This window comes from Mycobacterium sp. 48b (genome assembly GCF_048282725.1).
In the GTDB taxonomy this organism is placed as follows: domain Bacteria; phylum Actinomycetota; class Actinomycetes; order Mycobacteriales; family Mycobacteriaceae; genus Mycobacterium.
Window position 1 is genome coordinate 3,778,802 of sequence record NZ_JBLVUL010000001.1, and the last position, 22,810, is coordinate 3,801,611.

The 22,810-nt window shown below is 62.0% G+C and carries 15 protein-coding genes and 2 pseudogenes; 3 read left to right on the forward strand and 14 right to left on the reverse strand.

Annotated elements, in window-relative coordinates; all coding sequences use genetic code 11:
* Positions 1-26: 26 nt before the first annotated feature.
* The gene (locus ACNQR1_RS18470) at positions 27-461 is read right to left on the reverse strand and encodes a helix-turn-helix domain-containing protein (protein ID WP_019349036.1); all 435 of its coding nucleotides are present in this window, start codon (positions 459-461) and stop codon (positions 27-29) included.
* Between the two features lie 439 nt (positions 462-900).
* On the opposite strand from ACNQR1_RS18470, the gene ACNQR1_RS18475 reads away from it, so the two are divergent.
* Entirely contained in the window at positions 901-1,098 is a 198-nt protein-coding gene (locus tag ACNQR1_RS18475) for a hypothetical protein (RefSeq protein ID WP_047036612.1), read from the forward strand.
* Between the two features lie 316 nt (positions 1,099-1,414).
* Here ACNQR1_RS18475 and ACNQR1_RS18480 read toward each other — a convergent pair.
* A pseudogene (locus ACNQR1_RS18480) lies at positions 1,415-3,238 on the reverse strand (type ISP restriction/modification enzyme); the annotation flags it as partial.
* A gap of 233 nt (positions 3,239-3,471) precedes the next feature.
* Here ACNQR1_RS18480 and ACNQR1_RS18485 point away from each other — a divergent pair.
* The gene (locus ACNQR1_RS18485) at positions 3,472-4,815 is read left to right on the forward strand and encodes an IS256 family transposase (protein WP_052773184.1); all 1,344 of its coding nucleotides are present in this window, start codon (positions 3,472-3,474) and stop codon (positions 4,813-4,815) included.
* Positions 4,816-4,890: 75 nt separating this feature from the next.
* On the opposite strand, the gene ACNQR1_RS18490 is transcribed toward ACNQR1_RS18485, so the two are convergent.
* A complete protein-coding gene (locus ACNQR1_RS18490) occupies positions 4,891-5,379 on the reverse strand; it encodes a DUF6933 domain-containing protein (protein ID WP_047036611.1) in 489 nt (162 codons plus the stop codon).
* A gap of 81 nt (positions 5,380-5,460) precedes the next feature.
* On the opposite strand from ACNQR1_RS18490, the gene ACNQR1_RS18495 reads away from it, so the two are divergent.
* The gene (locus ACNQR1_RS18495) at positions 5,461-6,045 is read left to right on the forward strand and encodes a hypothetical protein (RefSeq protein ID WP_047036822.1); all 585 of its coding nucleotides are present in this window, start codon (positions 5,461-5,463) and stop codon (positions 6,043-6,045) included.
* Between the two features lie 280 nt (positions 6,046-6,325).
* On the opposite strand, the gene ACNQR1_RS18500 is transcribed toward ACNQR1_RS18495, so the two are convergent.
* The 11 genes and pseudogenes from ACNQR1_RS18500 to ACNQR1_RS18550 all read right to left on the reverse strand — a co-directional run.
* Positions 6,326-8,062, reverse strand: a complete 1,737-nt coding sequence (locus ACNQR1_RS18500; protein WP_418047421.1) for a hypothetical protein — start codon at positions 8,060-8,062, stop codon at positions 6,326-6,328.
* Positions 8,055-8,945, reverse strand: a complete 891-nt coding sequence (locus ACNQR1_RS18505) for a hypothetical protein (protein ID WP_418047422.1) — start codon at positions 8,943-8,945, stop codon at positions 8,055-8,057. The genes ACNQR1_RS18500 and ACNQR1_RS18505 overlap by 8 nt, the downstream gene beginning before the upstream one ends.
* Before the next feature lie 4 nt (positions 8,946-8,949).
* Complete coding sequence (locus tag ACNQR1_RS18510) at positions 8,950-9,675, reverse strand: M48 family metallopeptidase (RefSeq protein WP_047036609.1); 726 nt, start codon at positions 9,673-9,675, stop codon at positions 8,950-8,952.
* Complete coding sequence (locus tag ACNQR1_RS18515) at positions 9,662-12,748, reverse strand: type I restriction endonuclease subunit R (protein WP_047036607.1); 3,087 nt, start codon at positions 12,746-12,748, stop codon at positions 9,662-9,664. The genes ACNQR1_RS18510 and ACNQR1_RS18515 overlap by 14 nt, the downstream gene beginning before the upstream one ends.
* A complete protein-coding gene (locus ACNQR1_RS18520; RefSeq protein ID WP_131721835.1) occupies positions 12,745-13,983 on the reverse strand; it encodes a restriction endonuclease subunit S in 1,239 nt (412 codons plus the stop codon). Before ACNQR1_RS18520 ends, ACNQR1_RS18515 begins: the two co-directional genes overlap by 4 nt.
* Positions 13,983-16,412 (reverse strand): type I restriction-modification system subunit M, encoded by a 2,430-nt coding sequence (locus ACNQR1_RS18525; RefSeq protein ID WP_082131833.1) that lies wholly within the window; start codon positions 16,410-16,412, stop codon positions 13,983-13,985. Before ACNQR1_RS18525 ends, ACNQR1_RS18520 begins: the two co-directional genes overlap by 1 nt.
* Positions 16,413-16,549: 137 nt before the next feature.
* Entirely contained in the window at positions 16,550-16,963 is a 414-nt protein-coding gene (locus ACNQR1_RS18530) for a hypothetical protein (RefSeq protein WP_047036820.1), read from the reverse strand.
* Entirely contained in the window at positions 16,960-19,104 is a 2,145-nt protein-coding gene (locus ACNQR1_RS18535; protein WP_047036602.1) for a hypothetical protein, read from the reverse strand. Before ACNQR1_RS18535 ends, ACNQR1_RS18530 begins: the two co-directional genes overlap by 4 nt.
* On the reverse strand, positions 19,101-20,921 hold the full coding sequence (locus tag ACNQR1_RS18540) for a hypothetical protein (RefSeq protein WP_047036601.1): 1,821 nt from the start codon (positions 20,919-20,921) through the stop codon (positions 19,101-19,103). The genes ACNQR1_RS18535 and ACNQR1_RS18540 overlap by 4 nt, the downstream gene beginning before the upstream one ends.
* A 3-nt stretch (positions 20,922-20,924) precedes the next feature.
* Positions 20,925-22,193, reverse strand: coding sequence for a site-specific integrase (locus ACNQR1_RS18545; RefSeq protein WP_235624424.1), 1,269 nt, complete (start codon positions 22,191-22,193; stop codon positions 20,925-20,927).
* Positions 22,194-22,446: 253 nt separating this feature from the next.
* Positions 22,447-22,773 (reverse strand): annotated as a pseudogene (locus ACNQR1_RS18550) (hypothetical protein); the annotation flags it as partial.
* Between the last annotated feature and the right edge of the window lie 37 nt (positions 22,774-22,810).

The window sequence follows — 22,810 nt, forward strand, 5'->3', positions numbered from 1 at the left end:
TACCGGATGCCTGAACTGCTGAACTGCTAAGTGTCCAGGCCCATTTCCTCATCGAGATCCCGGAGCGCAGACAGAGCTGCCAGCTGCTGCGCGCGTCTACGCTCACGGAACTTTTGGACATCCTCGGCGTGCAGACGTGCGTGGCTTCCGACTCTGTGTGCTTCGATGTCGCCGCGCCGGATCATTTTCATCAGCGTCGTCCGCGACACCCCAAGCTGTCCTGCAGCTTCAGTCGTGGTCAGCTCTGCGGGGAGCATGCCCACGGTGACCGTGCCTCCGGCCGAAACCGTGGAGATGATCTGGCCCAGTAGGTCAGCCAGTTCACGGGGAAGCTTGATCGGTTTGCCGCTGACGGGCAGGACTGCGAGGGCATCGGAGTGTTCGATCCGTCGCTCAGCCTCTTTGGCCTGTTCAACCGCCTGCTGCTCGACCACAATCGAGCGCTGCAACGTAGCGGTCACGGTGCACCTCCTTCATCTTTTAACCAGGCTAGGGGGTGTCACTTGTAAGTGCAACCCGTTGCGATGCAGAACACCGACCATCCGTTCAACATTCCGGTCCCTATCCGGGAACAGGACGTGACATACTTCTGACCAGCCACTATGGGGCACGCGGCGCCGCTCGGTGCGCGCCGGGACCGGAGCCGGCGGACGCGGTTCCGGCGTCGATCACGGACCGGAGCACAGTCACTCGCGGTTTATCGGCGGTGACCGACGAGAATTATCATTCCCGCAGCGAGTCCAGGGAAAGCGCTGGTGAGCGCATTTTGGGTGCACGACGTACGGGAGTAACCGCCGGTCAACCGCGGTGAGGGGCTGGTGGCGGCTCAAGGTTCTCCACAGCCGGGGTGGGGGCTAGACGTTGGCCGCCGTGTCCTAAAAGTGTGTGACTATCCAGGCCATGAGCATGATCGCACTCCTCCTCATCCTCGTGGCCGGGATCGCCGTCTGCTTTCTGATTGTCGGTTGGCGACGTAGCGACGAGGTGGCCACCGCTATCGGCGTCCTGCTGCTGGTCGCACTCGCGTTCGCCGGCCTTCCCGCCGCCGTGTCCGACGACCCGCCACCCCAGCGGCCGGCGCAGGTCTCAACCCGCTAAACGCACGAATCTAGTGCTGGACCGTGACGCGGAGGTGCCACCAGCGCCATCCGAGGCGGTCGACCCGGCTATGCGGAGAGTTGACGACCTGTTGATCCTGCGGGGCGGACGAATGCAGGTGATCACGCGCGCCCGGACAGACAAGCGATGCCTGGACTGATCTCCGTCGTGATGGCCAGCGCCATCTGCAAGGACGTGACAGGTGCGCTTCCGGCGGTCCGCCTCCCGCGTTCTGCGCGACGCGATTTGGGCGCTGAATGCACCGATGAGTGCACCAAACAGACCGAACCCGCCCGATAGCAGCGCTGTACCGAGGTCAGCCATCCGCGCTCTCGGCCAGGCTGTCCACGATCTTCATCGTCTCGACCGCGACCGTGGTGACCTTCGCGATCAGGTCGACGATGTACTTCGGGTCGTCGTGCTCATCGCACCAGTCGTTCGGATCGTTCGTGATGCCGGACGGTTTGTCGGTCCTCACCTGGTAACGGTCGATGATCCAGGAGAGCGCCGAACGAGGACCGAGCATGTACCGCTCGGCTTCCTCCGGGATACCGGCGATCGTCACCTTGGCGCTGTAGATCAGCTTCGTGTGGTCGTCGACGCTCTTGCCGGAATCGGGATCCTTGCACTTGGCCCACTTCATCTTGGTCACGCGCCAGGTCTCACTGGCCTTCGGATCGGTGCCTGCTTTGAGTTGCACGTCCAAGGGATACGGCTCGACGGTCTCGTAGCGAATGTGAAGATCGGACAACTTACGGCCAGCAGCGGTGAGCTGCTCGAAGCGCGCGTGGGAGTCCGGCGTCGGGATGTGCGGCAGCATCTTCTTCAGGTCCGCCGCGTAGGTCTCGCGGTAGATGGGGTCGTGCAGCAAGCCGTAGACGTAGAAGAAGATGTCGTCCTTGGTGACCTGGCCTCCGATCGCCTCCTGGTATAGCGCGAGGATCTTGTTGGTGATGTTGTCGACGCGCCGGTAGCCGTACTCGTCAATCTCGCCGGTGTCGAGATCAAGGGTGCCATCCGCTTCAGCCGAGGTGTACGTCCAGCGCGGGAAGAACTGACCTGTGTCGAGTAGGTGCAGGTTGGGCAACCGATCCGTCATGAACGGTGTGAACTCGAAGTGGGAGGCCGATCCGGTCAGCAGGATGCCCACGTTCTCATGGTGCGGTGTGGGGAACATGGACGGCAGCTGGTAGGTGGTGTTGTTTAGCTGCTGCTTGGGGTCGAAGTAGACGTGCATCTTCTCGAACGGCCGATAGGACCCGACTCGCAGGCCCTCTGCGTTGTACTCGATGCGCGTGCCCTGCATCACCTGTCGCTTGTTCACACGGTCCCAGCTGAATTGGGTCGAGTCCGGGCGAATCAGCTCCTCAACGGTGGCAGACGCGCCGTCACGCAGACGCAACGTCGCGATCCGTGCCACCTCGTCGTTGTAGTACGCGGTGGTTCTCACAATGTTCGCTTCCAGGGCCAGGCGAGAGAAGTTGTAGCACCAGGAGTCGCGGCTGGTTTTCAGCCCCGCGGAGTGGACACCGAACACCCTGGTCCCCCCGTCTTTGTCGCCGATCGCGGGCCATGCTGCGAACTCTTCGCTGCGTTGACTGACCCAGTCGCCGTGCTTGTTCGGCGTGATCGGCTGCCACTCAACAGATTCGAGATCACCACCCGCGACGATCTCCAGTTTCCGCTCGCGAGTCAGGTAGTCGCCTATGTCGCGGTACTGGACCACGCACGGACCGGTGTAGGCGGGGTTCTTCACGCCGATGAAGATGGCGACGGTGTTGCGGCTGCCAGAGCCGAACACCTTGCCGCCCTCCTTGCGGGAGAGCTCCCCGGAGGTGCGCTGGTTCCCGCGGAGGTTGTAGACGTAGATCCGGCTGTACTCGTCGGCCAGGGACAGGCGGATGCCGTCGGCTGTGTTGCCGTCGATCCAGCCGCCGTTTGAGACGTACGCGACGACGCCGTGGTCACCCACGCGGTCGGTGGCCCACCGGAACGCCCGCAGGTAAGAGTCGTACAGGCTGTTCTTCAAGGTCGCCGTCGACCTCTTCGCGTACGTGTCAGCGATCCTCTTGTCCAACGTCGGGTAGGCCAGGTTGGCGTTCAGGTCGTTCGCCGAGGTCTGCCCCACGGAGTAGGGCGGTTCCGTACAGGGTTTCGGCGTGTTGCACGTGCCAACGTGCGAGCCCCCCAGCGTGTCGCACCCCTCTCGTTGGCAATCGTCGGATCGAACCGGGAATCAGGCAGCTCGTTTGGATCACCTGGCTACTTCGCATCGGACTCACCAAGGTCGTGTCCGGGATCCGGTGTAAATGGGGAGCACGGGCGTAGGTTCCGCTTCACGACCTGCAAGTCTGCGAAGAAGGAGTCACGCCCGTGCCTGTTCGAGTATCAGCTACCGATCGCATCCGCACCAAGATCGACGCTCTGTTTGCCGAGGATCGGGATCTTTCGGAGACCCTCGAAGAAGTCGCCCGTCTGGGCGCTCAACTGTTGATGCAGGCGGCCCTGGAGGCCGAGGTCACCGAGTTCCTCGGTCGCGAACGCTACCAACGCGCCGCGGACTGTCCCGACGCTAACGGCGGCTCACGCAACGGGTATCGGCCGGTGACGGTCAAGACCACCACTGGGCCGGTTACGTTGGAGCGGCCGAAGCTGCGCGGCGCCACCGCAGCGTTCGCGTCGCGGTTGTTCGGCAAGCACGTCACGAGAACCAACGCCCTGGAGACGCTGGTGATCGCCTCGTTCGTCCGTGGGCTGTCGGTGCGCGACGTGCAGGCCACCCTCGCCGAAACACTCGGCGATCAGGCCGCGATCTCCAAATCCACGGTCTCGGAAGTGTGTAAGGCGATCCGAGCCGAGTACCAGGCGTGGGCGCGTCGTCGACTTGACGAGATCACGCTGGATTACCTGTTTTTGGACGCGAGCTTCTTTCGGATGCATCCGGGGTCGCCGGCCGAGCCGGTGCTGGCCGCCTGGGGCATCACCACCGAGGGCAAGCCGGTGTTCGTCGGGTTGGCGCCCGGGACCGGCGAGTCGACCGACGCGTGGGCCGACTTCCTGACCGATCTGGGCGAGCGCGGCCTTGGCACTCCGCTGCTGGTCGTCTCCGACGGCGCCAAGGGCCTGATCGCGGCCATTGAACAGATCTACCCAAAAGCGTTGCGCCAGAGATGTCTTATTCATCGACTTCGCAACGTGCTCGCCAAGATTCCCACCGGGATGCATGCCGAGGTCCGCGACGGCTACTGGGCCATCTTCGATACCACCGATCTGACGGTTGAACCGGGGCCTGGGCTGGTCGAGATCATCGACAAGCGGATCGAGGCGTTCGCCGCCAAATACTGCGACCTCTACCCGGCAGCGATGCGGATCCTGCTCACCGACAAAGCAGGGTTGACCGCCTATCTGCGATTCCCGGTCGAACACCATGGGCGCGTTCGGCATTCGAATCTTATTGAGCGCTCGTTTGGGGAGACCAAGCGACGGACCAAGGTCATCGGCCGATTCCCCGGCGAGACCAGCGCCATCAGCCTGGTGTGGGCCGTACTCGACCGCGCCTCGGCCGGTTGGCGCGGCCTGACCATGACACCGGTCGGCACCCGATTGCTCCAAGACCTACGCCGATCACTGCTCGACCCACCCCGTGAACTGCGGCCGCCGCCCTCCGCCACGAGTGGCGACACCGACCCCGCAGATCCCATTTCGGCCACCGCGTAGCGACCCTGTGTTGCTTCGCCGGGTTCAGTTTCCGACTGGAACCGACACCTCCGCTCAGGCAGGAGGACGGCTCTATTACCGCTGGTCTTGACGGCTTGCCGTGACCAGGTCGATCGGTGGGATGTAGCCGGTGATGCTGTTGATGGTGCGATGCAGGCCGTGGTGCAGTGCGTCGATGTCGCAGCGGGCCAGGCCGCCAGCGGTGGCGATGACGTGTTCGGTGGTAAACGCGAGGTCGTTGATGGTGCCCAGAATGCGACGGTCAGCGGTCTTGGCCACGGCCACCTGCTGGGGATCAAGATCGCCCAGCGTATCCACGGGCAGGCCTTCGGCGTGCAGCGCGGCCTGGATCGCCGAGACGACCGGCGGGCCGATCGGGCGCAACCCCGCGGCGGTGACGTTGGGCATGAACACCGAGAACAAGGTCCCGGCGTGGGTCACCAGCAGGCATTTGCGTCGGTCGATCCAGACCATGTGGGCATACCAGTCGGTCGCGCAGGCTTCGCCGATGGCCGGCTCAGACACCCCCAGCAGCGCCAACACCCTGGCGGTACATCGCAGCATCACGACCCATGATCGTAGGCAGGGCCGCCGACAATCGGTATGCAAGAACGCCGTGGCTGGGCGCCGGTACAGTGTGGCGACGTGTTGGTCGCTGATCTGCATCACTTCCTCGACATGCCGCACGACGCTTCGGGTCCCGCGCGGCGCCTCGCGCAGCACTTGGGCGACATAGTCCGGGCGGGCACCGCCGGCGAGGTCGGTGATCGGTGGGTATCGGCATTGCCGTGTCGGCGCCGACCGGCCCACCGACGCTGCCCCGGACGGATGACCATCGCCATCGCCTCGGCCGAGGCATCGGCGCCGATCCGATGGTCGTGCAGCGTCTGCGACGACGAGGGGGTGATCAGCAACTGGGCAGATTCCCCATACGACCTGCGCCGCCGCGGACTCAGCCTTGCCGACGCCCTCGAGGAGGTCATCGTCAGCGACAAGACCGCCGCCGTGTTACGCGACCTGATGCTGCTTGACCCCGACTGCGAGCGACTGGTGTATGGCATGCGCGCCCACCCAAACGGCGCTGCCTTACTGACCAATGCCGACGACCTCGAAGAGCTGATCGGGTTCGTGGCCGCCGAAGCCAACCACGAACCCAACCGCCGCCGCCAAGACCGCCTCGACGCCGCGTTCAACGTACTGACCGACGCCGCCCAAACCCTCTCCAGCTGAGCATCTCTGGGACCTACCGCATCAGCCCTGGGCGTGCCAAAGCATTCCGCAGCCAAGCTACCGAACCCGCTGCCCGTTGTCCCCGACACCATCAGCGGCAGCCGCAAGAGGCCTGTCGCTTGAGTCCCCCAACCCGTATGCTCACGACGAAGCTGCGAACCGGCCGGTGCTTTTTACACCCACTTTCGGACGCGACCCTCACCAACAATGGCGCCGCAACGAAACGGTTGGATTTTCTCGGTACTGCCCCGGTGGGCGGTTTGGCCTCGCCGTGCTGGGGTCAGAAGCCATAGAGATGGTGGCGGGCGTTGAAGGCTGCTGGTCCGCCCTCGAGGATGTTCTCTGCATGTGCTCTGATGGCCGCGTCGTCCAATGATCCGATACCGTCTGCCGCCGGCTTGCCGTGCTGCCCATCGCCTTGGAGCGCGACAATCAATTCGGCATCACCAAGCACAGGAACATTCGCGTTGTGCGTACTGGCGATGATCTGCCGAACGCCCTTGAGCTTGCGTAGGTGCGCTACAACTCCGTCGTAGATGAAGCGGTTGTCGAGATCGTCCTCCGGCTGATCGATGACGAGCGGTGCGGTCGACGCGCCCAGCAAGAGTAGGAGCAGAGCCGTAGCACGCTGGCCCTTTGAGAGTTCCTCCATGGTCCTGAGCTCGCGCTGACCGCCGTTTGACGAGATGTCGAGGAGCACCTCGACCGCGTGTCCGACTGCCATCTCTTCCAACTCACGCAACAGTGGTTCACCGGCGCTTATCAAGTTTGCTGCCTGTGCGCCACGGATGTTCAGCTTCTCCAATTCGGCGGACCCGCGGCGAACAGCGGTAACGAATGTTCGAGGTGAGTAATCGGCAGCGGTAACGGCCGCCATAATCTGCGTTCGCGCGCCCGAGACTCGATTCGTAATAACCTGGGTGATGTCGCTACGGTCTGGGGCGGCTATAGGGCGAACGACCACGACGCCGCCCGTGGCGGCATTCGCCGCACGTACGGCCTCGTGCAGGCTCTCAGCTTGCTTCCGCTCATGCTCCGCGAGTTGACCCAGAAGCTTATCGCGTTCACCCAGTAGGGTTCTCAGCGTTTCGTCGTAACTTGAGAGGCGGGGTTCCTTCGCCTTGAGGTCATCGAGGGCCTTAGATGTATCAAGGTACTTATCTGGTTCTAAACCCTCATCGTGGAGCTTGCGAAGAACTTCAGCGTGTTCGATCCTTTCATCCTCTACGGCGGAGTGCCAATCTGCTTTCGCAGCACTGATTTCGGCCTCTGCCGCGGTGATAGCAGCTATTGCGGCGTCCGCGACTTCCTTGAGCTTCGATGCCAACCCAACAGTTGCTGAAGTAGCGCGCTGAAGCGTCAGCTGGTGCGGAGAGTCGTCCAAGCCCTCATAGTCGGCAACCAACGTCGCTTCAAGCTGCGGGTTGACGAGCTCACTGAGTGCTTCGGTAGCGGCACTCGTCCGAACTGCAGCTTCGCTGAACACCGATTCGTCTCGATCTAGACGCTGCAAATCCTTGAGCCGCGTTGCAACATCGGTTTCCTTGAACTGCTGCACCTGCTCGTCCAGACGCGGGATATCAGCGAGCTGATCTTTGAGCTTTGTGCGCGCGTCTTCGGTGTGCTGCAGTTGTTGTCGGTTCGCTGCGAGCTGTTCAAGGACCAGCCTGTGTTCATCGTCCGTGCCACCCGTACCTTCAAACCGATGGAGCATGTCGGCGACACTTTCGGGGCGACTCGCCAACTCCGCCAACTCGTGCTGGCCGAACACCTCGACCAACCCCGCGACATCTACTGGCTGCTGGTTAGTGGCGGTACCGCTCGTATCGCGCACGACGGGGGGATTGGGCACGACGCGTTCGACGGTGAAACGCCGCGGGGTGGGTGAAACGGTCTCGACCTCAATCCTCACAATTGTCCCCGAACGCAGGACCTTTTCGACGATCGCTTTGTGGTCAGCTTTCGCCTCTTTGCCTATCGGCTCGAGCCCGAGCGTGTACCGCAAGCTCTCAATCACTGTCGACTTGCCAGTGCCGCGACCACCGATGAGGGCAGTGGAGATCGCTAGCGATCGGGACCGTGACACCGTCAAGGAACCCGCCGATCCAGCTGATCTGCTTGAGCAGAGCACGGGGTGGCCCGGTCGGATCGGCAAGCGCAACACGAGTCTCAGGTGTGCGAACCGCGAGCTTCAGACTCTCCATGCGCGAGTCGCTCACCTTGAACCACGATGTTGCCCCGTCGGTTCTCAGCTGATCCGGGTGCACGATGTCGTCGGCATGGATTACCGCAAGGGGATGGCGCCGGTCGTAAGGCTTCCGTCCTCTGACGATGAGTTCCTGGTCAGTCCCGTCAGCTTGACTTGGCGTGATCGCAACTGCGTGCAGGTTCGGATCCTTCACCATCACGATCAACGGAGGCCCGGAACGGCCGGTCAGCATGCCGCTGTTCGGCACGTTGATATGTGCTGGAATGACCATCGCACCGAGGTCGGTCATCTTCTCAAGGATGTCCGTGAAAGCATGGCCCGTCGTACCATTCGGACATCCAGGCTGAACGCCACAAGCACCAATCGCCGCATTGACCTTGGATAGTTGGGTACCGGCTTCAAAGATGACCAGGATGTGGACGCCTTCCGACGAGTTCGCCTCGAACCCGGGCAATGCGACGATGCCTCGATCTGTGGCTGCCGCAAGGAGGCCGTTCGCACTATCAACGCACCAGTGGTCCGTGATGGCGATTAAGTTGATGCCGAGGCTTTCACACTCGTCGAGCAGAGCTGTGTTGTAGTCCGACTCTGCCACGAACGATTTCGAAGGCTCGTTCTTCCCCTTGTACGCATACGGATTCACCTGCAGCGCAGCTCGAATCCAGTGGGCACCTGGGGTCGGTTCAGCCATCTGGTTACTGCTCCCATTTCTCATTGGCCAGCGGACTATCGTTGAGTCGATCGCGGCGCGTACGCCAGTCGGGCATCGCATCATCCATGAGCTTGGTGAATCGTTCGCCGTGGTTGCGCTCGAAGTAGTGCATCATCTCGTGAACAACGATGTACTCCAAGCAGTCTGGATGTTTCTTGGCGAGCTCGACATTGAACGTCAGTCGCCGGGTTTCGCGGTTGCAGGTTCCCCATTTGGTGCGCATGCGACGGATAATCCAGTCCGGTACCTGTGTGTCGAGCTTTGATTCCCAGGTCGAGATCAAACCGGGGAGCGCCTCGCGCAACTGCGTCCGGTACCAGGTGTCGAGCACTGCGCGGCGCTGCTCGGCGTTACGGTCAGGCGAGACGTACAGGATCAGTCGATCACCGTCGACCTCCACGTGGGCACGGCCCAGCCGCTCAACGACTTTGAGTCGGCGGCGCACACCCCAGACGTAATGGGATTCCCCGGTGACCATCTCGCGCTCAGACTGCCGGTCGGTCGAACGGAGTTGCGCACGTTGGCGTTTGATCCACGACAGCCGCTGGATGACAGCCAGACGCACTTGATCGTCATCGAGCCGGCGTGGCGCCGCCACACGCACTCGACCCATCGGTGGATAGACACCGATGTGCAGGTTCTTGATGTCCTTGTAGATCACGTCGACGTCAATGCCGCGGATGGTCAGGTAGGCATTAGCGGTACTCATCGCGCGCCTTCACCAGTTCAAACAGTTCATCGAGCCGGTCGAAATCGTCAGGAAGGGTGCGGCTGATTGCTCTCTTGACGACCTTCTCTTTCATCGTGTTGCCCACCCAGTCGTGCGGTTTGCTGGTCAGGATCGCGGTGTCCACCCTGATGGGCAACGTCGGGTCGGGCCATCCGAAGTCGATCAAGGCGCGGCGTGCGCCGTTGTCGGCCCAGTCTGGGTATTTGGTGTCGGATTCCTTACTGCCGAGCTTCTTGGCGGCGTCGAGCAGCTTGGCCAGGAACTCCCGGTAGTCGATGGCCTTCTGGCGACGCTGCTCGATGATGGCGTCGAGCAACTCGCTCATCTTGTCGTAGTACTTCGGGTTCATCGCGTGCTCGTCGATGATCACCTTGCGCATGTTGTTGGTGATCGTCTCGGCGACCGCCTCGGGGTCGTTCTTGATCCCGGCCGGTAGCTTGTCGATTGCTCCCGCGCCGAGCTTCACGATCAGATCGATCAGGCCCGAGTCCTCGAAATTGGACACGACTTCTGAGGCGCCGGCCTGGATGTAGGTGTCGAGCAGGAACCGCATCCCTGCCTCGTACTGCTTGAAGTCGACATCCTCGCCCGCACCCAGTTTCACCTCAGCGCGCACATCGACGTAGAGCGCGATCTCGGCCTTGATCGCCTCGGCCTCGGCCGCGGTGTAGCCAGCGGCGGTCATGTCGTTGGCGAGGTTGGCGTAGGCGCGGGTGACGGCGGCGACCGACTTGTACAGCTCGACACGCTTGGGCTCGTTGGCCTTCAACTGCTCGGCGTTACCCTGCTCCGCGGCACAGAAGTATTGCTGGTATTGCAGCGTGTTCTTCGGTGGCGCAACGGGTTCGACTAGAGCGCGGATCCGTTCGAGGGCTTCGTCGAGGTTCTCGCGGGCCTTCTCGATACGATCGGAGAGCAGCCCTTCGATGTCGTTCTTCTCGTAGCCGTCCAGGGCGCCGGAGGTGTAGTCGGTGATCGCGTCTTCCAGCGAGTTGAACAGATCCTGGTAGTCAACGATGTAGCCGTAGTCTTTGTCATCGCCGTCGAGGCGATTGACACGGCAGATGGCTTGGAAGAGGCCGTGATCGCTCATCTTCTTGTCGATGTAAAGGTAGGTAGCGCTCGGGGCGTCGAAGCCGGTGAGCAGTTTGTCGACCACGATCAGTAGGCGCATCTGGCCAGGGTTCTCGATGAACTCCTTCTTGACTGCTTTCTCGAACTCTTCGACTTTGCCGACGGCGGTGTCTTCGGGTTCATCAAAGTAGTCGGCCAGCATCCTGCGGTAGATGTCGTACTGACGGATCTTCTCGGTCTTGCCTTCGCCGGAGTCTTCTTTGGCGATGTCGCCGGCATTGGGGATGTAGCTGGTGACGATGGCGCACTTGCCCTTAAAGCCGGCGTTACTGAACAGCTCGTAGAATTTGCAGGCCTGGTAGATGCTGGAGCCGACAAGCATGGCGTTGCCGCGCCTGTCCATCAGGCGGGGTTTGGTCTCCATGTCGAGCAGGATGTCGTTGACGATCTGCTTGGCGCGCGGCTCACTGGAGACGACCTTTTGCATGGTGCCCCAACGCTTTTTGAGTTCAGCCTTGGACAGGTCAGTCATGCCCTTCGTCTTGACCTCGAACCACTTGTCGACCTGCTCAGGTGACATCAGGTCCTGGTCGATGTTGCGGGCCTCGTATTGCAGGTCGAGCACGACGCCGTCAGCGACGGCTTGATCGAACTTGTAGGTGTGGATGAACGAGCCGAAAGTTTCGATGCTGGTGGCCTTGTCGGCCTTGAGTAGCGGGGTGCCGGTGAAGCCGATGAACATCGCCTCGGGCAGCAGCGCGTTCATGGCGGTGTGCATCTTGCCGGACTGGGTGCGGTGGGCCTCGTCGACGAAGACGAAGATGTTGCCCTTGGCCTTGAAATCCTTTGGGACCGTGGCATTCAGTTCTTTGATGAACTCGGCGGTCGCCTCTTCGTCGTCGGCGTCGCTGTCGGCTGCCCGGAACTTGTGCACCAGCGAACAGATCAGCCATTCCTCGCTGGTGTTGAGTGTGCCGATCAGGTCGGCGCCGCTCGTGGTGCGGTAGATCTGCTCGTTGACGCCGTTGAATACCTTCTCGATCTGTTCGTCGAGTTCGGTGCGGTCGGTAATCAACAGCACCCGCGCATCGGGCTGGTTCTCGCGAATCCACTTGGCCAGCCACACCATCGTCAAGCTCTTGCCCGAACCCTGGGTGTGCCAAATGATTCCACCCTCACGCTTGGCGATGCGCTCCTGCGCCGCTTTGACGCCGAAGTACTGGTTGTGACGCGGCCCCTTCTTCACGCCCGCATCGAAGACGATGAAGTTATGGGTCAGTTCGAGTAGACGATGCTTGTTGCACATCTGCAGCAGCGCCCGGTCGAGCGGATCCTCAACGCCGGACGGTTCTTTCCATTCCAGCCAGTACTTTTCCGGTGTGTCGATGACGCCGTAGCGCAGCCCTTCGACGTCGTTGCCGGCGAAGACGAACTGCACCGTCGAGAAGAACGAGCGGATGAACTCCGGCTTCTGGTTGCCGATGGACTGCCGGATGCCCTCGGACACAGCCACTTTCGAGCGTTTGAGTTCCAGCGTAACCAGCGCAAGACCGTTGACATACAGCACCACATCGGGGCGCTTGGTGTGGTGGCCCGAGACAGTGACTTCCTCGACCACGACGAAGTGGTTAGCGTCGAGGTTCTTCCAGTCGATCAGCCAGACCGTCTCGGTCTGCTCACCCACCCCGGGCTTGACCTTCACGCCGTAGCGCAGCAGCCCATAGACATCGCGGTTCGCCTCATAGAGACCGTGTCCAGCGCCAACCGAGGCGGCCTTACCGACCTGGTCGAGGGCACGGTTGATCAGGTTGTCGTCGTAGCCGCGTGCTCGCAGGTTCTGCACCAGCAGCTCAGTCTCGATGTTCGAGTTGCCCTCGCGGTGCGCCCAGGTGCCGAGGTACTCGTATCCGAGCTGATCACGAAACAGCGCGACGACGCGGTGTTGCGCCTTGCGCTCAATCTGGCCGACGTCGCTCATGAGGCGGACGCCCCAGACAGCCTCGTCCGGCCGGTCAGGAGTTGCTGCATCATGCCTTGCTTGATCGCTCGATGTTTGACGATGCGACGGTCTACGCAGGCAATCTCACGGTCCAAATCCTCAACCAAGTCTCCGATCGCCGTCTGCTCCGCGATTGATGGAAGTGGCAACGGCATCTCAACGAACTTCTCGCGCGGGAGATGCGCGATGCTTGTCTGCGTCACATAATCAGCGAAGGAACCGACAGACGACCATAACTCAAGCAACGCCTGCATAACTCGTATGTCGTAGCCGTTTCTTGGGCGAAGGCGGTGAAGCGCCTTTTGGAAGTAGCACTCCGACAATTCATTTCGCCAGACAGCCGCTCTGCCGACCTCGCCACCTTCGCACACAAGGAGATCACCTGCCTGCAGCCGATAGCGGTGGATGTCACTCGGAGTCATCGGCACACTTCCCGCAGCTGAGACGTCGATGCGCCCCCACTGAACAGCACGATTTCCGAGGTACGGTTTCACGACACCCGCATTCTTCGCCGCATCCAGCATCTTCCCGAGCTGAACATCAAATTCGGCACCAACAGTCGACTGCCGCCAGTCATCTGTAAACCCAGGCAAACGAGCGCGGCCAGTCAGGAGTTGTTGCATCATGCCCTGTTTGATCGCCTGCTTCTTGGCGATGAGGCGTTCGAGGGTCTTGATCGTCTGCTGGACGTCGCCGAACGCGGATACGATGCGATTCTGCTCGTGCTTCGGTGGCAACAGAACAGGAAGCGCTGCCAGAATGCCCGTATTGAGATTCAGCATCGTTCCGCCGACCGCATTGTCGACAAGCCAGGTTTGTGCTGCGTTTGACCCAAGGTACTCCGCTACATAGGCAGGATTGACGGCCCTCCTGTCGGTGCCGAATTTCGCTGCAAGACATCCGGTTCCGCATAGCCATCCTACTTCTTTCTCGCGCACCAGGGATCGGCGTCCCACATCACCCCTACGACTAAAGACGATGTCACCGTCTCGCAATGCATGACGACGCAGCCTATGAACATCGGTAGCGCCAATGCGTGCGATGCCACCCTCACGGATTTCGTTGTCACCGAGGTTCACCGGCATCACTAGTGGAGTGCCGGTCGATTGATAGTCGCTCGCGTGGAGCTGGCTGCCGAATGGGCCAGTTTGGAGTGCGCCACCTGTCCTTGCGACGACGCTTGCTAGCGTCGTGAGTTCTGGGGTATCAGCCATCACGAAATACCCATTTCAGCCAGGTGCGCAGATACTTTCAACTCGAGTACGCGCAGCTGAGAGTCGAGGAGGTCGAGCGTGTCAGCGTACCTCCCTCCAAGCTGCTGAACTCTCCCTACCAGGTCGAGAGTTAACGCTTCGACTTCACCAACGACGCGGCGCACGACTGTCGCTTTCCACTTGTCGTCGAGCACAAGTGTTTTGATGTCGGCCTCGGTCAGGTCGCCGTACTTCTTGAGCGTGGCGAGGTCGAGCTCAGCCTGGGCGTCCTTGACGGCCTTCTTGGCGGCGGCCTCGGCGTTGTACAGCTTGGTGGCGTGCTGCAACGCCTTGATCTCGTCGGGGTCACCGCCGGTCTTGATCTTCTTCAGCCGCGTGGCGACGAGGGCTTTGGAGATCTTGTCGTCGTCCATCGCATCGGCCAGCAGGCCGTCTTCGACGGCGTGTTCTTCGATGTATTCCTCAACGGCACGGGTGGCTTCTTCCGCGGTTGCAGTGAGGTCGTCGATGGTCGCCTGATCATCGGCGAAGTAGCGGGCAACGATCAGTGCCGGGGGGATGAGGTCCATCTTGTACTTGGTGGCGCTGCGGCCGGAGCCGACCACGAGGTCGGGGGTTTCGGTGAGCTTGCGTTCTTTGTCTTCGATGGTCTTGCGCGGCCTGGCGGCTCCCTGCCAGCCGTCGGCCATGATCAGATAGACGTCGTCGTGCATGGTGTCGTGCCAGTAAGTCATGAGCTGCTCGTAGACGTCGTACTCGTCGAGTAGCGGTACCGGCTTGAAACGTGCGAGCAGGTCGTCGCTGATGGTGGCGATGAGCTCGTTCGGCGTGGTGTCGGCAGTGATGCTGGCCAGGGTGTCGCGTTGTGTGGCAAACCAATCCGCGACAATCCCGGTAGCCTCGTCCTGGAGCTTATGGAAGCCGGGTGCGTCGAAGATGGCTTGCTGCACGGCGCTGACGTCGATGGCCAGGTCGCTGTAGCCGGGTCGGTTCGGGGTGAAGATTTGGCTGCGGAGCTGAGGGAAGGCGTCCCAATAGCTTTGGAGTGCGTCGAGGTCACGGTCAGGGATGCCGCCGTGCAGGTGGGCCGAAAGGTCCTGCAGATCTTCGGGTTCGGATGAGTCGATGTAGCGCGGGATGTTGAGGTTGTAGTCGTTCTTCGGGTCGGCGATCTCGCTCATCGGCACCATGCGTGAGTAGCGGTCAATCTCGATCTGCTTGTTAAAGGTGTCGACGACCTTGTGGATGTCCTGGCTACGGAGGCGGTTCTTGTTGCCGTCCTTCATGAAGCCATTGGAGGCGTCAATCATGAACACCCCCGTGCGGCCGACCGCGTTCTCCTTGTCGAGGATCACCACACAGGCCGGGATGCCGGTGCCGTAGAAGAGGTTGGCCGGCAGGCCAATCACGCCCTTGATGAAGCCACGCTTGAGAAGATTGCGCCGAATGGTGGCCTCGGCGTTGCCGCGGAACAGCACGCCGTGCGGCAGGATGATCGCCGCCTTGCCCGTGCTCTTGAGCGAGGTGAGGGCGTGGAGCAGGAAGGCGTAGTCGCCGTTCTTCTCCGGTGGGCGGCCGTATTCGAAACGGCTGTAGTCGTTTTCGAGGCCGTTGTTCCAGGACTTCACCGAGAACGGCGGGTTCATGACGATGTAGTCGAAGGTCCGCAGGTGGTCACCTTTAGTGAACTGTGGGCTGGTGATGGAGTCGCCTTTTTCAATTTCGGCGATCTCGTTGCCGTGCAGGATCATGTTCATCTTGGATAGCGCCCAGGTTGCGTTGTCCTTTTCCTGGCCGTAGATCGTCATTCCGCGCAGTGCTTCGGAGGCGGCTTTGAGTAGTAGTGAGCCGGATCCACAAGCGGGGTCGTAGACGGTCTGGTCTTGGCGCGTTTTCGGCCCGATGCCGACGACCTTGGCGAGGATGCGGGAGACCTCAGCGGGGGTGTAGAACTGGCCCTTGCTCTTGCCTGATTCGGTGGCGAAGTGGCGCATCAGGTACTCGTAGGCGTCGCCGAGCAGGTCGTCACCTTCGGCGCGTGAGCCTCGGAAGTCGAGGTCGTTGAAGATGGTCACGAGCTTGGAGAGGCGGTCCTGCATCTCCTTGCCCTTGCCGAGCTTCTCCTCGTCATTGAAGTCGGCCTGGTCGATGACATTACGCAGGTCGTTGGCTTCGGCCAGCTGGGCGATGATCTTGTTGAAGCGGTCGCCGATCTCTTTGTCCCCCTTGGCGGCGAGCATGTCGTCGAACGAGCCGCCGGCGGGTACCTCGATAAGGCTGTTGGCGTCCGTCCTGGCCTTGTCGGAGACGTACTTCACGAACAGCAGCGTCAGGATGTAGTCCTTGTACTGGCTGGCGTCCATGCCGCCACGGAGCTGGTCGCAGCTTGCCCATAGCGATGAGTAGAGATCCGACTTCTTCAACGCCACCTGGTGCGCTCCTTGTCCCACGATTCCTGCCGGGCGGGTCTGATGCGTACCCGCTCTTGCCCGACAAGTCTGTCAGCATCACGACCATTTCTGGGCAAGTCGGGCTACACGCGCCCCGCACACCGGTGGACATGGCGTCATGAGCAGTCGCCGGTTCGCAGCGGTACGACTTTGCTCCGGTCCAGACCGCCTGACCGGAGCTGCTCGTTCTCCAACGCCAAGACCTGGATGATCCGCTCCAATTGATGAATCGTCGCGGTGAGCGCGGTGACGTCGGCGGTGAGCTCTTTCACGCGCTTCTGAGCATCGATCTTCTCCTCGCGCAGTGCGAGCAGGATCGGGGGCTCGACGTTGGTGCTGGCGATCCGGGCGCGGAACTCGTCTTGGAGGTCGGTGTGCCGGTGGGTGAGCAGCCATCGCTTGACGCGGGCCTCCTCGGCGAGCGACTTCACTGTGAGCTTGCCGTCGGAGTGCAGTGGTTTGCCGGCGATGAGTCGGTCCATCGCGTCGCGGATCGCGCGGCGCACATGCTCGTCGGCCTGACCGGTCATCGCCACTTCCCGCTGTCGTGATGCTCGTCGACGATGGCCTGCAGCGCAGTGACGCGTTGTTCGAGCCGGCTGCGTAGCGGTATCGGCGTTGTAGGAGAGGCGATCTCGGCTCGATGTTGCGTGATGGCGTCCTCGATCTGAGCGACGTTCTGGTCAGTTCGGGCGATGTTGCCGCATCCGGGTTGGCAGTGAGAGGCATCAGGTGATCGGTGCTGGCTTGTCGTGACCTGTCGGTCGGGGTGACATAAGGCCTTGGACTGGTCGTAGCAGCAAGTGACGAACTGTTGCGGGTTGTCGTAGATGCGCAGCTGCGGGTTGGCGCGGAGGGCGGCCGATTGCTTGGTGCTCATGTAGCGGCCGCGGAATTGCCGGTCGAAGAGGTGGATGGCCTGGGTGTATCGACCAGCGGCCGGGCCGCTGACCTGTTCACCGTTTTCGAGGCGTTGATGTGCGTCTTCGAGGTAGTCGGCTCGGGCGAGGGCTTCCTCCATCGGGAAGACGTCTCGGAGGCCGCTGGCGACCCGTGATCCGTAGCCGTCGGTGGTGTAGCCGCGCAGGTGTCCGTACTGCACGCCGAGGGCCACGCGGCCGCCAGGCTTGCGGTAGATGAACCAGGCCAGTGTTCGTCTGAACCGCTTGACGGTCACAGCTTCCTCGGGATCGGCGGGGATCACCTCGTGAGGGCGTTCGAGTCTCACAGCGGCGCGATTGCTCCAATCGATCAAGTCTTGGATACGGTCCCGAACCATCCGGGGATGCACAGCCTTTCCCGCGTTGACACCGCAGGGCCATAGCGAGAACGCGTCGATCGGAAACAGAAGTTGGGAAGTGGGGTTCAGTGCTTCCATTACGGCGACGGCTTTCGCCACGGGCGCGATGGCCAGCCAGGGTTGTTCTCGTTCAACGCCGGCGGGTATTGCGTTGCCCGAATTATCAAGTGCGCCTTTGAAGGTTCTTCCGTGGATGCGGTAGTGGAGTTGCCCGGTCGCGGGGTCAGTGTGGGTTCGGCAGCAGCCGCGCTCCAGTGCGCGGCACTCCTCCCCGCGCATCCCGGTCAGGTACGCGACGACGACGAACGCGGCGGTCGCCAGATGGCGGCCCAGCTCCTCGACCTCGTAGAAGTTGATCGCCGGGGTCCAGTCCTTCCCGTCGACGGAGCCTGTGATCGGCATGGGTAGCTGTGCTTCGTCGCTGGCACTCAGGCCGGCTATCGGCCAGTGCGAGTTCATCCCCATCGCTTCTTCGGGAGACAGGCCGAGCTGCCAGCCGATGAATCCTCTTGCCAGAGAACGCATGTGCGGCCTATTGGAAGCCACCCACCCAGGCACCGTCTGCGTATCGTGACGCCGCTGTTCGACGTATGCGCGAAACCGTTGATAAGGAGTGAGAGCCTGGAGGCTCGGCGGGACATCGCAAGGTGTCGCTTTGAGTGCCTTTGCGGTAAGGATGTCGTCGCTGAAGTCGGTGACGAAACGTAGCGCCCAAACGAGCAGGCCAGCCATCGTCTGTGGATGGATGGGCGTGGTCTTGTTCTCGCTCGACCAGTTCGCAGCGCCGAGCACCGAGGTGCGTCCGATAGGGCTGTTCTCCCATGGCGGCCGTATGAGGCGGTCGGCTTCGGGAAGGTAGGGAGCGTAGAGCCAGGCACGGGTGACGGCGAAGAGAATGTTGCCTACGTTCTCGCGTGAGCCGCGGTGTCGTTTGAGGTGCTCGGCATATTCGTCGTAGATGGCGTCGGTGACCGCGCTGAACTCGTGAATGTCCCTGTCTGCCAGCCAGGTCATCCACTGCCTCAGGAAGCGCGCGAAGATGCACACCGTTGCCGGCGCGAGTTGACTACGCGCCGCTGAGGAGCGCTCCAGATCCTCGACCGGTGTCGGCTTGTTGATGCTCGCCCAGATCAATCGCTTGGCCGTGGCGACGTAGCGTGGCGGGAAGGTGTCGAAGACGATGGTCAATGTGCCTGACACGGTCTGCTTCTGCACCAGCGGGGTGAGGTCCCACCGGTTGTCGCCCACGGTGGAGAGGATTCCTCGCTGTGCTTCAGGTACGCGCTCGATGTCGGCGATGACCGGATCTGTGTCGTCAAGTTCAAGCTGACCAGTCTGTTGTGGCCACGGGCTGGCTGCTGCGGTGCTCACGCGTCGAGATTCCTTCCGATGAGCGCAGTGACGACTTCGCGGTCAGCGTCGGTGACGTGGCGGCGGGCATCGCCGATCTCGGCGTTGGTTGCGTTCTGGTCGAGAATCGCTCGCAGTCGGGCGTAGTGGTCGCGGTAGTCCGTCTCCCACCGGGCCGGCGCAACGAGGGTGGCGACATTATCGAGGGCATCCAGCAGGGTGACCAGGCGCGGTAGATGTGCGGGAGTGATAACCGCGTTCGTGCAGGTAAAGCAGGCGAAGAATGAGGCCGGGCACGGTTCGCCCACGGTGGCGGCGAACGGGCTGTTCAAGAAGTCGGTGCACGCGGTGGTGGCGGTATCGAGGTGTCCGGCAAGCAGCAGCTTCAGTGTCGGCACCGGGATACCCAGCTGTGTCGCGGCGGTGTCCGGATCTCTCCGGGCTGCAGTCACTTCGGCGGCACTCAGCGAGCGGATCGCGACCGTGGCTTTGGCGTGAGCCACGGCATCGGCCTGTCCATCAATGATGGTGTCGGCGGCCCCTTCTGCGGTGGCCGGGTCGGGGCTGCGGTAGGTGTCTTCGCTGACGGATTCGGTGTTCTGCCGGGCATGCTGGTTCAACACCTGCTCGGACAACCGTAGCCGTCGCAGACTCACCCGCAAGGGTGTGCCGTCGTCTGCCAGCAGGCCTGCATCGGCCATGTAGTGATCGCCGCTGCCCGCGGTCAACCATTCCCGCCGGAACGGGCCCTCGTCGGTGAGGTTCTTGTGCCGGTGGGCGATGAGCAACTTCTCCGACGGGGTTCCGAGCTCTGCCAACGCGGCGCGGCATGGCTCGGTCAAGCGGACGGCGTTCTCCCACAGCTTCCCGGCCTCGCCAGCAAGGATTTCGGCGCTGTAGCGCTTGGTTCCTCTTCTCGGTTTGTCGGTTTTGACGGTGTACACCGAGTCTTCACCAGCACCGTCGGATGCCCTAAACGACGTGACGGTGAGGTTGTCCATGACGGAGAGGTTGAATCCTCGCTCGCACACGAGAAGGACCATCAAGCAATAGATTTCCCGTATCGACGGGAACAGCGCCTGCGCCGGATTAGACACGCCACCCAGGTCGAAGCAGCCCTTCAGGACCACACGATTCGCGAGGTACTGAGAGGGAAGCATCCCGTTTCGCGACAGATACTCCAGCAGGGATCCGGTGCTCCACCGCGCCCCGCCGACATTGAACGTGATTCCGTCACCGACATCACCAACCTCGCGGTACCGGTGCAACCTCTCGGTGTTGGTCCGGATTCTGCGGAGCGCTTGACGGACCTCGCCCTTGGCGGCACTGCGGATCCGTCCGAACTCGTCGCGACTGTAGGAGTCATTCTCCGGCAAACGGTTCCGAGGCTTCACGGCCTTCGCGCGCATCGCCTTCCGCGTGGTTTCGGGAAGTCGCGGCGACTCCGACAGCACGGCCCGCATGAGATTCACTTGCCCCGGCCAGCGAGACTGACTCTCCTTGGCCGCACGCCACGCCCACCACACCTCGGGCCCGAAATCGGCGACCGAGTGGACCTCGGGGAACTCCGTACCCAGATAGGCGATCAGTTGCCGCGCGGCACTCACCGCCGCATCAACAGTCGCCAGCGTGCGCCAACGACCACCGGATTGAGATCCGTTCGCCAGTGCTGTGACCAGGTCGTCGATCAGTTCGGCGGGCCCGTGGACGTCATCGAATGAGAATGTCCGTGTGCGTCCCGCCTCGTCGGTGAAACAGAGTTGCCGAAGCTCAAGGTCCACTGCGCTGGGTCGGGCGTACTTGCCTGCCGGGAGTGCCGCTGTTCTACGCGAAGCCACCGCTCACTGCTCCTCGGTGTCGACGATTCCGGGAGCCGCCGCCGCGATGTGCGTGATGAAATCGGCGATCGATGCGTCCTCGGCCATGTCGTCATTGAGGAACAGGTCTACCTGCAGTCCCGACACGGGTTCGAGATAGCAGTTGCGTGTGGTTTCCAAGCTTGCGTGGCCCAGCAATGTTTGAACCAAAACCCAAGGGTCACCGAAGATATGGCGATACTCGCGCCGTTCGGCGGGGGTGATGCCCATCTTGCGTTCGTGTGCGTAGATCAACGTGACCAACATCCTCAGGGCGAACGAGTGGCGCAGCATATGCGGGTGACAATGGATGTCTACCCCATGGGTCTGACACCGATCGTTGGCCGTGGAGAAGATCGCCTCCCAGGTGCGGTACGGCAACGGCAAACCGGCTTCGGACAGCCACACCATCCATGGTTCAAGCCCGCGATCAGTGGCGGTGTAGAAGTTGAGCCGATCGTCCGCGTCGAGACTGTCCAGCGGGACCGTCCCCTTGCTGCCGTCGCGGTTGGTGAAGTGGACACGGCGGTGATGGTCCACCGTGTCGACGATCTTGATGTCGGCCAGCGCGTCGTAACGACCTTCGGAACGGGCTCGGTGAACGGCCGCTGCTCGGGTTGAAATGACGTAGTTGTCAATGTGTTTCAGTGCTGCGGCGCTGATCCAGAAATCACGGCCGCGACCTTTTGCGACGGCTTGACCGACTCGGGCCTTGGCGTAGCGAACTTGGTTGTCAGCGTTGGGGATTTCGCCCAGGACCAGCGTTCCGGCTTCACGCAGTCGCAGTCCGCTCGACCACAGCGCTTCGGCGAACGCCAGGTTGCGGCCGTCGTTGCGTCCTCGCCAGGTCGCATTCCGCCGCCCGTCGCCGCAGTAACCGCCGAGGCCGACGTCGCGCCAGCGCTTGTACGCTCTGGGCGTCAGCCACTTCAATTGAACCGAGCGGACAGCGCTCGGCTGCAACCGCGTGGAGTCCGAGTCCCCAGACGAGCTGGACTTGTGCAGGGCGACAGGAGAAACAGCCACATTGCCGCGCCACTGCTGCCAGTCGTAGAACTTCCTGATCGCCGCCAGGTCCCGTGAAAACGTGGCCGCACCAACACGATCCGGATTCCGCTGGTCGCGTCGCCGCCAGAACTCATAGTCGGAAAGATGCTCGAACTTCGCAGCTCTCCAGTCGATGCCTTGAACGGACAGGAAGGAGAGAAACAGCTGGATGTCCGGGGCATAGGACTCCTGCGAGCCCGCCGCCAACGATTGGAACGCCGCCGACCGGAAGAACTCCAGGACCTCAACGTCCGGCCGGCCATCGGCCGTCAGGAGAAACGGTTGACCAGGACGAATTCCGAGCGCAGCCTCACGCTCTGCTATGTCCGGGAAGTCAGCAAGGACAGCGGACCTCGCGGTGTACGACCGGCTAGGCTGCCGTGCCCAACACAGTCTCCAGCGGGAGCCGTCGTGTTGTTCCACAGCAACAGAACCTGCCACAACACACCGACATTCTACGGAAGGGCGGGTTACCGACGATGATGTGGATCGGCGCGGCGAGCTGCTTGACGATCCGGGAGTTGTTCTGCGGGAACATCTCCGTGTCCATCGAATCACCGTCTTCGGTGATCTGGAAAGTATCAGCGAGCACGATCCCCTCGAACGGGCTGTACTCCGTCTCGGTGAGCGCGTGGTAGGTGGTCTCGATGTTGACCGCCGCGATGTAGTAGGCGAGCAACATGATCTCGTTGGCGTGAAGCTCTCTGGCGTACTTCCGCTCCAGATCCTGCCGCTTGACCAACCCTGACTGCAGCAGCCGGGTCAGGAACGTGGCGGTGCCGGTGAACGTTATGCGCTGTATTTGGGCGTGTCTCACTCGGATC

Bases quoted from the DNA above. Each gene is read 5' to 3' on its own strand.
- ACNQR1_RS18475 (WP_047036612.1), top strand. From the start codon at position 901: ATGAGCATGATCGCACTCCTCCTCATCCTCGTGGCCGGGATCGCCGTC.
- ACNQR1_RS18490 (WP_047036611.1), bottom strand. From the start codon at position 5,379: ATGCTGCGATGTACCGCCAGGGTGTTGGCGCTGCTGGGGGTGTCTGAG.
- ACNQR1_RS18505 (WP_418047422.1), bottom strand. From the start codon at position 8,945: ATGGCTGAACCGACCCCAGGTGCCCACTGGATTCGAGCTGCGCTGCAG.
- ACNQR1_RS18510 (WP_047036609.1), bottom strand. From the start codon at position 9,675: ATGAGTACCGCTAATGCCTACCTGACCATCCGCGGCATTGACGTCGAC.
- ACNQR1_RS18515 (WP_047036607.1), bottom strand. From the start codon at position 12,748: ATGAGCGACGTCGGCCAGATTGAGCGCAAGGCGCAACACCGCGTCGTC.
- ACNQR1_RS18520 (WP_131721835.1), bottom strand. From the start codon at position 13,983: ATGGCTGATACCCCAGAACTCACGACGCTAGCAAGCGTCGTCGCAAGG.
- ACNQR1_RS18530 (WP_047036820.1), bottom strand. From the start codon at position 16,963: ATGACCGGTCAGGCCGACGAGCATGTGCGCCGCGCGATCCGCGACGCG.